Origin of the sequence: Pseudomonas sp. KBN10P06128 (assembly GCF_037574945.1) — a bacterium.
Lineage (GTDB): Bacteria > Pseudomonadota > Gammaproteobacteria > Pseudomonadales > Pseudomonadaceae > Pseudomonas > Pseudomonas aeruginosa.
In genome coordinates, this window is sequence record NZ_JBBELR010000001.1 from 2,978,039 (window position 1) to 2,991,154 (window position 13,116).

The following is a 13,116-nucleotide window of genomic DNA, read 5'->3' on the forward strand; positions in this document are numbered from 1 at the left end:
ATGAGCAAGCCAGAGACCACCGCCGCCCCGAACTTCCTGCGCCAGATCGTTCAAGCCGACCTGGATGCCGGCAAGCACGCGAAGATCGTCACCCGTTTCCCCCCGGAGCCCAACGGTTACCTGCACATCGGCCACGCCAAGTCGATCTGCCTGAACTTCGGCCTGGCCCAGGAATTCGCTGGCGATTGCCATCTGCGCTTCGATGACACCAACCCGGCCAAGGAAGACCAGGAGTACATCGATGCCATCGAGGCCGACATCAAGTGGCTGGGCTTCCAGTGGTCCGGCGAGGTCTGCTATGCCTCCAACTATTTCGACCAGTTGCATGCCTGGGCCGTCGAGCTGATCAAGGCCGGCAAGGCGTTCGTCTGCGACCTCGGTCCCGAGGAAATGCGCGAATACCGCGGCACCCTCACCGAGCCGGGCCGCAACAGCCCTTACCGTGACCGTTCGGTGGAGGAGAACCTCGACCTGTTCGCCCGCATGAAGGCCGGTGAGTTCCCCGACGGCGCCCGTTCGCTGCGGGCGAAGATCGACATGGGTTCGCCGAACATGAACCTGCGCGATCCGATCCTGTACCGCATCCGCCATGCGCATCACCACCAGACCGGCGACAAGTGGTGCATCTACCCGAGCTACGACTTCACCCACGGTCAGTCGGACGCCATCGAGGGCATCACCCATTCGATCTGCACCCTGGAATTCGAAGACCATCGTCCGCTCTACGAGTGGTTCCTGGCCAACCTGCCGGTACCTGCGCAACCGCGCCAGTACGAATTCTCCCGGCTCAACCTGAACTACACCGTGACCAGCAAGCGCAAGCTCAAGCAACTGGTCGACGAAGGCCATGTCAGCGGCTGGGACGATCCGCGCATGTCGACCCTGTCCGGCTATCGCCGCCGCGGCTATACCCCGGAGTCGATCCGCAACTTCTGCGAGATGATCGGGGTGAACCGCGCCAGCGGCGTGGTCGACATCGGCATGCTCGAGTTCAGCATCCGCGACCACCTGGACGCCACCGCGCCGCGTGCCATGTGCGTGCTGAAACCGCTCAAGGTGGTGATCACCAACTACCCCGAAGGGCAGGTGGAGAACCTCGAGTTGCCGCGTCATCCGAAGGAAGACATGGGAGTGCGCGTACTGCCGTTCGGTCGCGAGCTGTTCATCGATGCCGGTGACTTCGAGGAAGTCCCGCCGGCCGGCTACAAGCGCCTGATCCCCGGTGGCGAGGTGCGTCTGCGCGGCAGCTACGTGATCCGTGCCGACGAAGCGATCAAGGATGCCGACGGCAGTATCGTCGAACTGCGCTGCAGCTACGATCCGGACACCCTGGGCAAGAACCCGGAAGGCCGCAAGGTCAAGGGCGTGATCCACTGGGTGCCGGCCGAGGGCAGCGTCGAGTGCGAAGTGCGCCTGTACGATCGGCTGTTCCGCTCGGCCAATCCGGAGAAGGCGGAAGAGGGCGGCAGCTTCCTCGACAACATCAACGCCGACTCCCTGCAGGTACTGACCGGCTGTCGCGCCGAGCCGTCGCTGGGCCAGGCGAACCCGGAGGATCGCTTCCAGTTCGAGCGCGAAGGCTATTTCGTCGCCGACCTGAAGGACTCCAGGCCGGGCAAGCCGGTGTTCAACCGTACCGTCACCCTGCGTGACTCCTGGGGACAGGGCTGAGGAAAGACCGTGCTGCAGATCTACAACACGCTGAGCAAGACCAAAGAAGTCTTCACGCCGCTGGTCGGCAACCAGGTGCGCATGTACGTGTGCGGCATGACCGTGTACGACTACTGCCATCTGGGTCACGGCCGCAGCATGGTGGCGTTCGACGTGATCACACGCTGGTTGCGCCACCGTGGCTACGACCTGACGTACGTGCGCAACATCACCGATATCGATGACAAGATCATCAATCGCGCCAACGAGAACGGCGAACCGTTCGATGTGCTGACCGAGCGCATGATCGCGGCGATGCACGAGGACGAGGCCCGGCTGAACATCCTCAAGCCGGACCAGGAGCCGCGCGCCACCGATCACATCGCCGGCATGCACGCGATGATCCAGACCCTGATCGACAAGGGCTATGCCTACGCGCCGGGCAACGGTGACGTGTACTACCGGGTCGGCAAGTTCGCTGGCTACGGCAAGTTGTCGCGGCGGCGGGTCGAGGACCTGCGCATCGGTGCGCGGATCGAGCCGGGCGAAGCGAAGGAGGATCCGCTCGATTTCGTGCTCTGGAAGGGCGCCAAGCCGGGCGAGCCGAGCTGGTCGTCGCCCTGGGGCGAGGGGCGCCCGGGCTGGCACATCGAATGCTCGGTGATGTCCACCTGCTGCCTGGGCGATTCCTTCGACATCCATGGCGGTGGCAACGACCTGGAGTTCCCTCACCACGAGAACGAGATCGCCCAGAGCGAGGCCGCGACCGGCAAGCCCTACGCCAAGTCCTGGCTGCACTGCGGGATGATCACCATCAACGGCGAGAAGATGTCCAAGTCGCTGGGCAATTTCTTCACCATCCGCGAAGTGCTGGAGAAATATCACCCCGAAGTGGTGCGTTACCTGCTGATCGCCAGCCATTACCGCAGTCCGATCAACTACTCGGAGGAGAACCTGCGCGAGGCCAAGGCGGCCCTGGACCGTTTCTACAACGCGCTCAAGGGGCTGCCCGAGGCGGCGCCGGCGGAAGCGGCGGAGTATGTCGAGCGCTTCGCCGCGGCGATGGACGACGACTTCAATACCGCGGGTGCCTGCGCGGTGCTGTTCGAGCTGGCGCGGGAGGTCAATCGTCTGCGCGAAAGCGACCTGTCGGCGGCGGCCGCGCTGGCCGCGCGCCTGAAGCAGTTGGCTGGCCTGCTGGGGGTGCTGCAACTGGAGCCGGAAGCCTTCCTGCAGGCGGGCGCCGAGGGCAAGGTCGATGCGGCCGAGGTCGAGGCGCTGATCCAGGCGCGCCTGGAGGCGCGGGCGGCGAAGAACTGGGCGGAGTCCGACCGGATTCGCGATCAGCTCACCGCCATGGGCGTGGTGCTGGAGGATGGCAAGGGCGGCACTACCTGGCGCCTGGCCGACTGAACCCGCAGCGATAAATGAAAAGCCCCGCGAACGCGGGGCTTTTCATTACCGGCGACCTCAGTCGTGCAGGTGTTCGGCGGCGTGCAGGGTATTTTCCAGCAGGCAGGCGCGGGTCATCGGCCCGACGCCGCCCGGCACCGGGGTGATCCAGCTGGCGCGTTGCGCCGCCACCTCGTATTCCACGTCGCCGACCAGACGGCCGTCGGCCTGGCGGTTGATGCCGACGTCGATGACGATGGCGCCTTCCTTGATCCACTCGCCCTTGACCAGTCCCGGCTTGCCGGCAGCGACCACCACCAGGTCGGCGCGCGACACATGGTCGGCCAGGTCGCGGGTGAAGCGGTGGGTCACGGTGACGGTGCAGCCACCCAGCAGCAACTCCAGAGCCATGGGCCGGCCGACGATGTTCGAGGCGCCGACCACGACCGCGTCCATGCCGTACAGGTCGGCGCCGGTGCTGGCGAGCAGGGTCATGATGCCTTTCGGGGTGCAGGGGCGCAGCAGGGGCATGCGCTGGGCCAGGCGGCCGATGTTGTAGGGATGGAAACCGTCCACGTCCTTGTCCGGGTGGATACGCTCCAGCAGCAGGGAGGCGTCCAGGTGGGCGGGCAGGGGTAGCTGGACCAGGATGCCGTCGATGGCGGGATCGTCGTTCAGGCGGTCGATCAGGGCCAGCAGGTCGTCCTGGCTGGTTTCGGCGGGAAGATCGTAGGCCTGGGAGAGAAAGCCGACTTCCTCGCAGTCCTTGCGCTTGTGCGCCACATAGACCTGAGAGGCCGGATCGGTGCCGACCAGGATCACCGCCAGGCCGGGAACGCGCAGGCCTTGCTGGCGGCGCTCGGTCACGCGTTGGGCTATCTGCTGGCGAAGGTTGGCGGCGATCGCTTTGCCGTCGATCAGTTGTGCGGTCATGTCGGAAGGGTAACCATCGAATCGGGTGGAAAAAGGACGCGCATTTTCGCATGGACGCCGCCCGGGGCAAAGGAGGCGACCCGCGGATTTGCCGTAACTCCTTTATATAGCTGAATTTTTTTAAAAAACCCGTTGACGGCCTTTCGCCCCCTGTATAACATGCGCCCCGCTTGCCGAGCACAGCCGGACGCAGGGTAAGAGGTAATGCAAGTCGGTTGCTGACTTTGTGATTGCCAGAGCTTAAAGTTTGCGCTCAGCATTGAATGCAGATGAATAAAGCGCCCGTAGCTCAGCTGGATAGAGCATCCGCCTTCTAAGCGGATGGTCGCAGGTTCGAGTCCTGCCGGGTGCGCCATTCGGCGAATCGGCAAGAAGCAGGCGATGTTTTACCGCAAGTCGTAATATGGTGGGCGTAGCTCAGTTGGTAGAGCACAGGATTGTGGCTCCTGGTGTCGTGGGTTCGATTCCCATCGTCCACCCCATATTCCGAAGCGCCAGGCCCGAGGCCTGGCGTTTTCATTTCCAAGCAGTGTCCCGCGGACGTGGTGGAATTGGTAGACACACTGGATTTAGGTTCCAGCGCCGCAAGGCGTGAGAGTTCGAGTCTCTCCGTCCGCACCACCTTCAGGCTCGGCTTGTCCGGCCGCTGCGGTTGAAGCCGGAACGTCCGGCACGATTCACGATATGGTGGGCGTAGCTCAGTTGGTAGAGCACAGGATTGTGGCTCCTGGTGTCGTGGGTTCGATTCCCATCGTCCACCCCATATTTCGAAGCGCCAGGCCTTGTGCCTGGCGTTTTCGTTTGCGCTTCTCGATCTCTTCTCCGCTTGCCTTTCCGGCACCCAACCCGCCCTCATGGGGCGACGGCAGGTTGAACTTGTTCCGGGTCCGGCGCTCTTAAGCGAGCCCGTCGTTCCTGGCGGGTCCGTATATGCAGTCTGGGTGAAGCGACATGTCGATGAAATGGACCGAGCAGCGCTTGCGCAAGGCTCTCAAGCAGATGGCGAACAATCATGAATCGGCTGCGGTCGAGGTCATGCGCGCCGTCGAGCGGGCGAACGATCCGAAGCTGGCGCAGCGCCTGCTCGAGGTGATCGAGCAGATGCACCAGGATGCCGATGCGCTGCGCTCCATCGACGACGAAATCGCCAGCGGCGTGATCCGTTGCCAATGAGGCCGTAGACGCTCCGCAGTTCAGGACTTCCCGGCGGAAGTCGGCGCATCCGGCCGGTTCGCCAGTTTCGGGCGCAAGGTCGCGCCCTGGGCTGTGTTCCGGCGAACGGTATAAGGTTGGCGGCCGCGGAAGGCGAAGGCGGTGAACATGTTCGTATTCTCTCTCGGTGCGTTTCAGAAACGGTGTTTCACCTGGACGCCCAGGCCGATGCTGTCATGCCACTCTTCGGCGACAGCGGCGGAGCAGAGGCTGGCGAGCGTGCCGGCGAGGCACAGGGAGGGGCTTCTCATGGGGACTCCTTCCGTTGCAGCCAGGGACGTGCCTTGGTGTCTTGCTGGGCGAAGCGGTAGCCGAGCGCGTTCAGACCGTCGAAGTCGCGACTGAAGGTGTCTCCCAGGCCCTGGCCGCTGCCGGCCAGGACGGCGTGTGCGCTGTCGATGGGTTGCAGGATGAACTCGCCGGAGCGGGTTCCTCCGGCTTGCCCGCGCACCAGCAGGAAGCCGTCTTCGATCCTGATGCTCAGGCCGTTCAGGTAGCTGTGCCGGCCCGTGCTGGCGACGCGGTAGGTGCCGACGGCTTCGGTCCAGGCCTGGGGCAGGGGTGTCGGCTCGATGCGCTCGCCGAGGTAGGCGGCCTGGCCGTGGCGGCGGGACACCAGGATTCGGCGTTGGCCGTAGCTGACCACGTCCAGTTGCAACTGTCCGGCGCTGTCCATGCCGACGGGCCAGAACCCCAGCAGTCTTTTTCTCATCTGCAGCCAGCCCGAGGTGTCGCGCAACAGTTCCACGCGTTGTTCGCCGAAATCTGCGTACAGGCGACCCCGGCGCTCATGCAGGCGAACCTGGCCTTGGCGGGTTGCGTAGCGACCGTATAGCTGTCGCCGGTCCTCCGGGCTCGGCACCTTCAGTGCGGGGGCCCGCGCGGGGGTGGGCTGTACGGCGGGGCGACGAGCGCCCTGCCTGACCTGCAGCATGAGCGACGCCGCTTGCCGGGCCAGGGAGGCGGTGAGCGAACCGCGGTCATCGGCGTTGCTCATGACAATGGCGGCGAGGCGCTGTTCCGGCAGCAGAACCAGGTGGGCGCTGAATCCTGGGGTGGCGCTGGCGTACTCATAGTGACGGATGCCCCCTTCCAGCGGCGCGGAGCCGCACGGGCTGAGGAACCAGGCCAGGCCCACCTGGCAGTCGAAGTCCAGGGCATTGCCGGCGTTCTGCTGGCGGAACATCTCCTCGACGGAGTGTTTCCTGAGAAGCTGGCGCTCCTTGTGGCGCCCGTTGGCGAACAGCATGCGGACGAAGCGGCTGAGGTCGACCGGGCTGCTCCACAGATCGTTGACCGGGAGGTCGCTGGCGGAGCCGGGGCGACCGCCGCCGCTGTAGCCGTGGGCGCGTTGCGCCTGGGGCAGGGCGTTCCTGGCGAAGCTGGAGCGAGTCATCTGCAAAGGGTCCAGCAGGTGCTCCCGCATGTGCTGCTCGAAGTGCTTTCCGGTGTTGCGCTCGATGGCCGCGCCGACCAGTTCGTAGCCAAGGTTGGAATGGGCGACCTGGGTTCCCGGCGGATTGCTCAGCCAGACACCGGATACTTTCGTCGGCAGTTGGCCGAGTGAGTTCGGGCGTTCGCCGAACAGGGGCGGCAGGTGTTCGCCAGGAAGGCCGGACTGATGGCTGAGCAGCCGGCGGAAAGTGATCGCGCGATCCGCCTCGCTCTGGTCGGCATGGAAGCGTGAGCGTACGTAGAACTCGCGCAAGGTGTCCTGGAGCGGAGCGTCGAGAGAGAGTTGGCCGCGTTCGGCCAGTTGCAGGGTCGCGCTGGCGATCAGTAGCTTGGACAGGTCGCCGGCGTGGAATGCGGTGTGCTCGCTGGCGTTGATCCTGTGCTGTCGGTCGGCATAGCCGAAACCGCGAGCCCAGACCAGTTGCTGGTCGTCGACCAATGCCAGGGCCAGGCCGGGCACGTCCTGCCTTTCCATTTCCCGGCGGATGTGGCGTTGCAGATAGTCGATGACCTCGCCGTAGTTGCCCACGGCGGCGCTCGGCGCTGGCGGGGCGGGTGGCAGGCCGTGGCAGCCGCTGGTGCCGAGCAGGCAGCCGAGAAGGGGAAGGTGCATGGCGCGAAACATGGAATACCTGGCGGAAAGGCTAGGTGTCCCATGCTAGGGCGGGCCTGGCTGGCAATCCTTACGGCTTTGTCAGCAATCTGTGAAAGATTGTTAAGCCTCCGCTGTCAACGGGGCCGCTCCCAGGTCAGGCGGAAGGAGGCGCCTCCCTGCGGCGTTTCCAGCGCTTCCGCATAGCCGCCGTGCCATTGCGCGACCCGGCGGACGATCGCCAGGCCCAGGCCGAAGCCGCCGGTGCTGCGATCGCGGCTGTCGTCCAGGCGCGAAAAGGGTTCGAAGATCTTCTGCCGGGCGTCCGCCGGTATCCCCGGGCCGTCGTCGTTGACCCGTATCTGACAGCTGTCGCCTTGATCGAGGAGGGCGATTTCGACGCGCGAGTGTGCGTGGCGAATGGCGTTGCGCAGCAGGTTGATCACGGCGCGCGCCATGAAGCGAGGCTCGATGCGGATCTGTTCGACCTGGCAGGCGCTGATCTCGCAGGTGACTCCGGCGGCTTCGGCTTCCAGGGCGACGTCGGCGACGACGCTATCCAGCCAGCTCGCGGCGTCGACGATTTCCCGGTGGCTCCCGACGTTGCCGTGCTCCAGGCGGGCGTAGGTCAGCAGTTCGGAGACCATTTCCTCCAGTTCGCCGAGGTCGGCGCGCATGTCCTCTATCAGGTCGTGGCGTACTTCGGCGTCGACCTGCTTGTTCAATTGCTCGAGTTCGAAGGACAGGCGGGAGATCGGCGTGCGCAATTCGTGGGATACCGCGTTGGTCAGTTCGCGCTGGTTGCTGATCAGGCTTTCGATGCGGTCGGCCATCTGGTTGAAGTGCTGGGCCAGGGTGCGGATATCGGAGCGTCGGAAAATGCGCGTGCGCGATGACAGGTCGCCATCGCCGAAGCGTTGCGCGGCCAGGCGCAGGGTCTCGAGGTCGCGCCAGTGCGGGCGGACCCATACCAGCAGGGCGATGCCGACCAGCACGCCGAGCAGGATGTAGGCCAGCACGGTGAACAGTGGGGTCAGCGAGGGTTCCGGCGGCAGCTTGATGTCGAGCAGCTGCGGACCCGCGTCGATGCGGCTGATGAATTCCGTAAAGTCCTCGCGTACCACCAGCAGGTTCTTGTCGAGGAGGGCCTGCTCTTCCTGCGTCAGCTTCGCCTGCCTGGCATCCGTCAGGCTCAGCTCGAGCCCGTAGTGGGGACGCCAGTCTTCGAGCTGTCGCTGGCGTCCGGCCTGGTCCAGCGGGGCCAGCTTTTCCACCAGCGAATAGGCCTGGCCGCGAACGGCGTCGCGGTGATAGTTCTCGACGATGCTGTCGTAGAACGCGTCGATGACATGGTCGACCACGAAGATCGCGGCAGCGAACCCCAGGGCCAGCAGCAGGTAGAGGCGCAGGAACAGGCGCAGCATTCAGAGTTCCCAGCCCAGCGGGTTGAACAGGTAGCCCTTGCCCCAGACGGTCTTGATCCGGACCGGCTCGCGCGGATTGTCCTTCAGTTTATTGCGCAGCTTGCTGATGCAGACGTCGACGCTGCGGTTCAGGCCGTCGAAGCCGATGCCGCGGATCTGGTTGAGGATCTCGTCGCGGGAAAGTATTTCCCCTGCCTGGTTGGCCAGCAGCCAGAGCAGCTCGAACTCCATCGTGGTCAGTTCTATGCCGCGGCCTTCGAGTTCCGCTTCGCGCCGCCGTCGGTCGATGTTCAGCTTGCCGAATGTCAGGCTTTCCGGGGAGGCGGGAAGGGGCGCGTGCCGGCGCATCAGGGCGCGCAGGCGGGCGAGCAGCACCGGTGGCTCGATCGGCTTGATCACGTAGTCGTCGGCGCCGGACTCCAGGCCGAGGATGTGATCAAGATCGTCCTCCTGGGCGGTGAGTATGAGGATCGGCAGGTTCGCGACCCGGCGGATCTCCCGGCACACCTGCAGACCATTCTGTCCGGGGAGCATGAGGTCGAGAACCACCACTTGCGGCTTGAAGTCGAGGAAAGCGGCGAACGCGGCATCACCGCGATGCACCTGGCGCACTTCGAAACCATGCTGGGAAAGGAAGCTGGCAATCAGGCGGGCGAGCTTCTGGTCGTCTTCGACGAGCAATACCTTGCTGAGGGTAGGGCAGTCCATAGGGTTTCATCGGTCGGAGCGGAATCGGCTGGCATTATATGCACCCGCTTCCGGCGAAGCTCCAGCGACTCGTTCGAGACCGGGCTGCGATCGGCGGAAGCGGCCGGAAACACCCCGGGGATCCGCCTGCACCCTGGCGGGGTGACTTCTGCTTTTCCCTCTACTAGAATGCATGCCCTTGATTCTGGGAGCCGGAAGGACCGGCTTACGTCTGTGCAACGAGGAATATCCATGCAAGTTTCTGTTGAAAGCACTTCCGCTCTTGAGCGCCGCATGACCGTTGGTGTGCCTGCCGAGCGTATCGAGACCGAAGTCAACAAGCGTCTGCAGCAGACCGCCCGTCGTGCCAAGATTCCAGGTTTCCGCCCCGGCAAGGTGCCGATGAGTGTCATTCGTCAGCGCTACGAAGCTTCCGCGCGCCAGGAAGCCATGGGCGATCTGATCCAGGAAACCTTCTACGAAGCCGTGGTCGAGCAGAAGCTGAATCCGGCCGGTTCGCCGTCGGTAGAGCCCAAGTCCTTCGAGAAAGGCAAGGACCTGGAATACATCGCAACCTTCGAAGTCTTCCCGGAATTTACCGTTTCCGGCCTGGAAGACATCAAGGTCGAGCGCCTGCAGGCCGAAGTTTCCGATGCTGATGTCGACAACATGCTCGATGTCCTGCGCAAGCAGAACACCCGTTTCGAAGTGGTCGAGCGTGCCGCCCAGAACGATGACCAGTTGAACATCGACTTCGTCGGCAAGATCGACGGCGAAGCCTTCGCCGGCGGTTCCGCCAAGGGCACCCTGCTGGTGCTGGGCTCCGGTCGCATGATCGCCGGCTTCGAAGAAGGGCTGGTGGGGGCGAAGGCCGGTGAAGAGCGCGTGCTCAACCTGACCTTCCCCGAGGACTACCAGAACCTGGACCTGGCCAACAAGGCTGCCGAGTTCACCGTTACCGTCAATAGCGTAGCCGAGCCCAAGCTGCCGGAACTGAACGAAGAGTTCTTCGCTCTGTTCGGCGTGAAGGAAACCGGTCTCGATGGCTTCCGCGCCGAAGTGCAGAAGAACATGGAGCGCGAGCTGCGCCAGGCGATCAAGTCCAAGGTCAAGAACCAGGTCATGGAAGGTCTGCTGCAGGCCAACCCGATCGAAGTGCCCAAGGCCCTGATCGGCAACGAAGTGAACCGTCTGCGCGTGCAGGCCGTCCAGCAGTTCGGTGGCAACATCAAGCCTGACCAACTGCCGGCCGAGCTGTTCGAAGAGCAGGCCAAGCGCCGTGTGGTGCTGGGCCTGATCGTCGCCGAAGTGGTCAAGCAGCACGAGCTGAAGGCCGACGAAGGTCGCGTTCGCGAAATGATCGAGGAAATGGCCTCGGCCTACCAGGAGCCCGAGCAGGTCGTCGCCTGGTACTTCAAGAACGAGCCCCAGCTGAACGAAGTCCGTTCTGTTGTACTGGAAGAACAAGTCGTAGATACTGTCCTGCAAAAGGCCACTGTGACCGATAAGCAGGTATCCTACGAAGAAGCGGTCAAGCCGGCCGAAGCTCCGCAAGCGGCCTGATTCGTTCCTCTCGTTCGAATCCCACAAGCCAGCCTTAGTGCTGGCTTGTGCGTCTTTGAGGCTTCACTATCTGTTAGGGAGTGATCGCAAGACATGTCTCGCAACTCTTTTATTCCGCACGTTCCCGATATCCAGGCCGCCGGTGGCCTGGTGCCCATGGTGGTGGAGCAGTCCGCCCGCGGCGAGCGCGCCTACGACATCTATTCGCGCCTGCTGAAGGAGCGGATCATCTTCCTGGTCGGCCAGGTCGAGGACTACATGGCCAACCTGGTGGTTGCCCAGTTGCTGTTCCTGGAGGCTGAAAATCCCGAGAAGGACATTCATCTCTACATCAACTCGCCGGGTGGCTCGGTGACTGCCGGGATGTCCATCTACGACACCATGCAGTTCATCAAGCCCAACGTCTCGACCACCTGTATCGGTCAGGCGTGCAGCATGGGTGCCCTGCTGCTTGCGGGCGGTGCCGCCGGCAAGCGCTACTGCCTGCCGCATTCGCGGATGATGATCCACCAGCCGCTGGGCGGTTTCCAGGGCCAGGCCTCGGATATCGAGATCCATGCCAAGGAAATCCTCTTCATCAAGGAGCGTCTGAACCAGATCCTGGCGCACCACACCCGCCAGCCCCTGGACGTCATTGCCCGCGATACCGATCGTGACCGCTTTATGAGCGGTGACGAAGCCGTCAAGTATGGCCTGATCGACAAGGTCATGACCCAGCGCGACCTGGCCGTCTAAGGCTCCGCAATACTGGCGGTCGAGACATTCGGCCGCCTCGTGGGCTTGAAAATGCCCACAATTGCCTTCATCTTGTGTTTGAAGCTACCCATTGGATCGATCGAATGACTGATACCCGCAACGGCGAGGACAACGGCAAGCTGCTGTATTGCTCCTTCTGCGGCAAGAGCCAGCACGAAGTGCGCAAGTTGATTGCCGGCCCCTCGGTCTTTATCTGCGACGAGTGTGTCGACCTGTGCAATGACATCATCCGCGAGGAGGTGCAGGAAGCGCAGGCGGAAAGTAGTGGGCACAAACTTCCGGCGCCGAAAGAGATCCGCACCATCCTCGATCAGTACGTGATCGGGCAGGAGCGGGCCAAGAAGGTTCTGGCGGTAGCGGTATACAACCACTACAAGCGCCTCAACCAGCGTGACAAGAAGGACGATATCGAGCTCGGCAAGAGCAACATTCTGATGATCGGCCCAACCGGCTCGGGCAAGACCCTGCTGGCCGAGACCCTCGCACGTCTGCTGAACGTGCCGTTCACCATCGCCGATGCGACCACGCTGACGGAAGCGGGCTACGTGGGCGAGGATGTCGAGAACATCATCCAGAAACTCTTGCAGAAGTGCGATTACGATGTGGAGAAGGCCCAGATGGGCATCGTCTACATCGACGAGATCGACAAGATTTCCCGGAAATCGGACAACCCCTCCATCACTCGCGACGTCTCCGGCGAGGGTGTGCAGCAGGCCCTGCTGAAGCTCATCGAGGGTACCGTTGCCTCGGTACCGCCGCAGGGCGGTCGCAAGCATCCGCAGCAGGAGTTCCTGCAGGTCGATACGCGCAACATCCTGTTCATCTGCGGCGGCGCTTTCGCCGGTCTGGAGCGGGTCATCCAGAACCGTTCCGCGCGCGGCGGCATCGGTTTCAATGCCGAAGTGCGCAGTCAGGAGATGGGCAAGAAGGTCGGCGAGGCGTTCAAGGAAGTCGAGCCGGAAGATCTCGTCAAGTTCGGTCTTATTCCCGAGTTTGTAGGGCGTTTGCCGGTGATCGCGACTCTTGATGAACTCGATGAGGCTGCGCTCATGCAGATCCTGACCGAGCCGAAGAACGCTCTCACCAAGCAGTACGCCAAGCTGTTCGAGATGGAAGGCGTCGACCTCGAATTCCGTCCGGACGCACTCAAGGCGGTTGCCCGCAAGGCGCTCGAACGCAAGACCGGTGCACGTGGCTTGCGTTCAATTCTCGAAGGTATCCTTCTCGATACCATGTACGAGATTCCCTCCCAGCAGGATGTCAGCAAGGTGGTCATCGATGAGAGTGTCATCGATGGCTCGTCGCAACCCCTGATGATCTACGAGAACAGCGAAAAGCCAGCCAAGGCTGCGCCTGAGGCATGAAAGAGCAGGGGCCTTCGGGCCCCTTTTCTTTTCCGACTGGCACGCTTGTTTTTTCCCGGGCCTAACCCCATCTTAGGCTGAAAGGTCT

10 protein-coding genes and 4 tRNA genes are annotated in these 13,116 nt (G+C 63.3%); 10 read left to right on the forward strand and 4 right to left on the reverse strand.

Annotated elements, in window-relative coordinates; all coding sequences use genetic code 11:
• Both VQ065_RS14195 and cysS read left to right on the forward strand, forming a co-directional pair.
• Nucleotides 1–1,671, forward strand: coding sequence for a glutamine--tRNA ligase/YqeY domain fusion protein (locus VQ065_RS14195; RefSeq protein ID WP_023098681.1), 1,671 nt, complete (start codon nucleotides 1–3; stop codon nucleotides 1,669–1,671).
• 9 nt (nucleotides 1,672–1,680) lie between these two features.
• Nucleotides 1,681–3,063 carry a cysteine--tRNA ligase gene (gene cysS, locus VQ065_RS14200; RefSeq protein WP_003087895.1) on the forward strand — a complete coding sequence of 461 codons (1,383 nt, stop codon included), beginning with the start codon at nucleotides 1,681–1,683 and terminating at the stop codon, nucleotides 3,061–3,063.
• A gap of 57 nt (nucleotides 3,064–3,120) precedes the next feature.
• On the opposite strand, the gene folD is transcribed toward cysS, so the two are convergent.
• Nucleotides 3,121–3,975 carry a bifunctional methylenetetrahydrofolate dehydrogenase/methenyltetrahydrofolate cyclohydrolase FolD gene (gene folD / locus VQ065_RS14205; RefSeq protein WP_003087898.1) on the reverse strand — a complete coding sequence of 285 codons (855 nt, stop codon included), beginning with the start codon at nucleotides 3,973–3,975 and terminating at the stop codon, nucleotides 3,121–3,123.
• A gap of 278 nt (nucleotides 3,976–4,253) precedes the next feature.
• On the opposite strand from folD, the gene VQ065_RS14210 reads away from it, so the two are divergent.
• The 5 genes from VQ065_RS14210 to VQ065_RS14230 all read left to right on the forward strand — a co-directional run bounded on the left by VQ065_RS14210 (nucleotide 4,254) and on the right by VQ065_RS14230 (nucleotide 5,148).
• Nucleotides 4,254–4,330, forward strand: a tRNA-Arg gene (locus tag VQ065_RS14210).
• Between the two features lie 51 nt (nucleotides 4,331–4,381).
• Nucleotides 4,382–4,457 (forward strand) — tRNA-His (locus VQ065_RS14215).
• A gap of 54 nt (nucleotides 4,458–4,511) precedes the next feature.
• Nucleotides 4,512–4,596, forward strand: a tRNA-Leu gene (locus tag VQ065_RS14220).
• A 66-nt stretch (nucleotides 4,597–4,662) separates the two neighbouring features.
• Nucleotides 4,663–4,738 (forward strand) — tRNA-His (locus tag VQ065_RS14225).
• Nucleotides 4,739–4,926: 188 nt separating this feature from the next.
• Complete coding sequence (locus VQ065_RS14230) at nucleotides 4,927–5,148, forward strand: hypothetical protein (protein WP_003087901.1); 222 nt, start codon at nucleotides 4,927–4,929, stop codon at nucleotides 5,146–5,148.
• Nucleotides 5,149–5,434: 286 nt separating this feature from the next.
• Here VQ065_RS14230 and VQ065_RS14235 read toward each other — a convergent pair whose 3' ends face one another.
• From VQ065_RS14235 to parR, 3 genes are all read right to left on the reverse strand, one after another.
• Nucleotides 5,435–7,267, reverse strand: coding sequence for a serine hydrolase domain-containing protein (locus VQ065_RS14235; protein ID WP_003087908.1), 1,833 nt, complete (start codon nucleotides 7,265–7,267; stop codon nucleotides 5,435–5,437).
• Between the two features lie 104 nt (nucleotides 7,268–7,371).
• On the reverse strand, nucleotides 7,372–8,658 hold the full coding sequence (gene parS / locus VQ065_RS14240) for a sensor histidine kinase ParS (RefSeq protein ID WP_003087912.1): 1,287 nt from the start codon (nucleotides 8,656–8,658) through the stop codon (nucleotides 7,372–7,374).
• Nucleotides 8,659–9,366, reverse strand: a complete 708-nt coding sequence (parR, locus tag VQ065_RS14245) for a response regulator transcription factor ParR (RefSeq protein WP_003087915.1) — start codon at nucleotides 9,364–9,366, stop codon at nucleotides 8,659–8,661. It lies immediately after the preceding gene.
• Nucleotides 9,367–9,597: 231 nt separating this feature from the next.
• On the opposite strand from parR, the gene tig reads away from it, so the two are divergent.
• The 3 genes from tig to clpX all read left to right on the forward strand — a co-directional run bounded on the left by tig (nucleotide 9,598) and on the right by clpX (nucleotide 13,028).
• Entirely contained in the window at nucleotides 9,598–10,908 is a 1,311-nt protein-coding gene (gene tig / locus VQ065_RS14250) for a trigger factor (RefSeq protein WP_003087920.1), read from the forward strand.
• 93 nt (nucleotides 10,909–11,001) lie between these two features.
• Nucleotides 11,002–11,643 (forward strand): ATP-dependent Clp endopeptidase proteolytic subunit ClpP, encoded by a 642-nt coding sequence (clpP, locus tag VQ065_RS14255; protein ID WP_003087922.1) that lies wholly within the window; start codon nucleotides 11,002–11,004, stop codon nucleotides 11,641–11,643.
• 104 nt (nucleotides 11,644–11,747) lie between these two features.
• Nucleotides 11,748–13,028 (forward strand): ATP-dependent Clp protease ATP-binding subunit ClpX, encoded by a 1,281-nt coding sequence (gene clpX / locus VQ065_RS14260; protein ID WP_003087924.1) that lies wholly within the window; start codon nucleotides 11,748–11,750, stop codon nucleotides 13,026–13,028.
• Nucleotides 13,029–13,116: the final 88 nt, after the last annotated feature.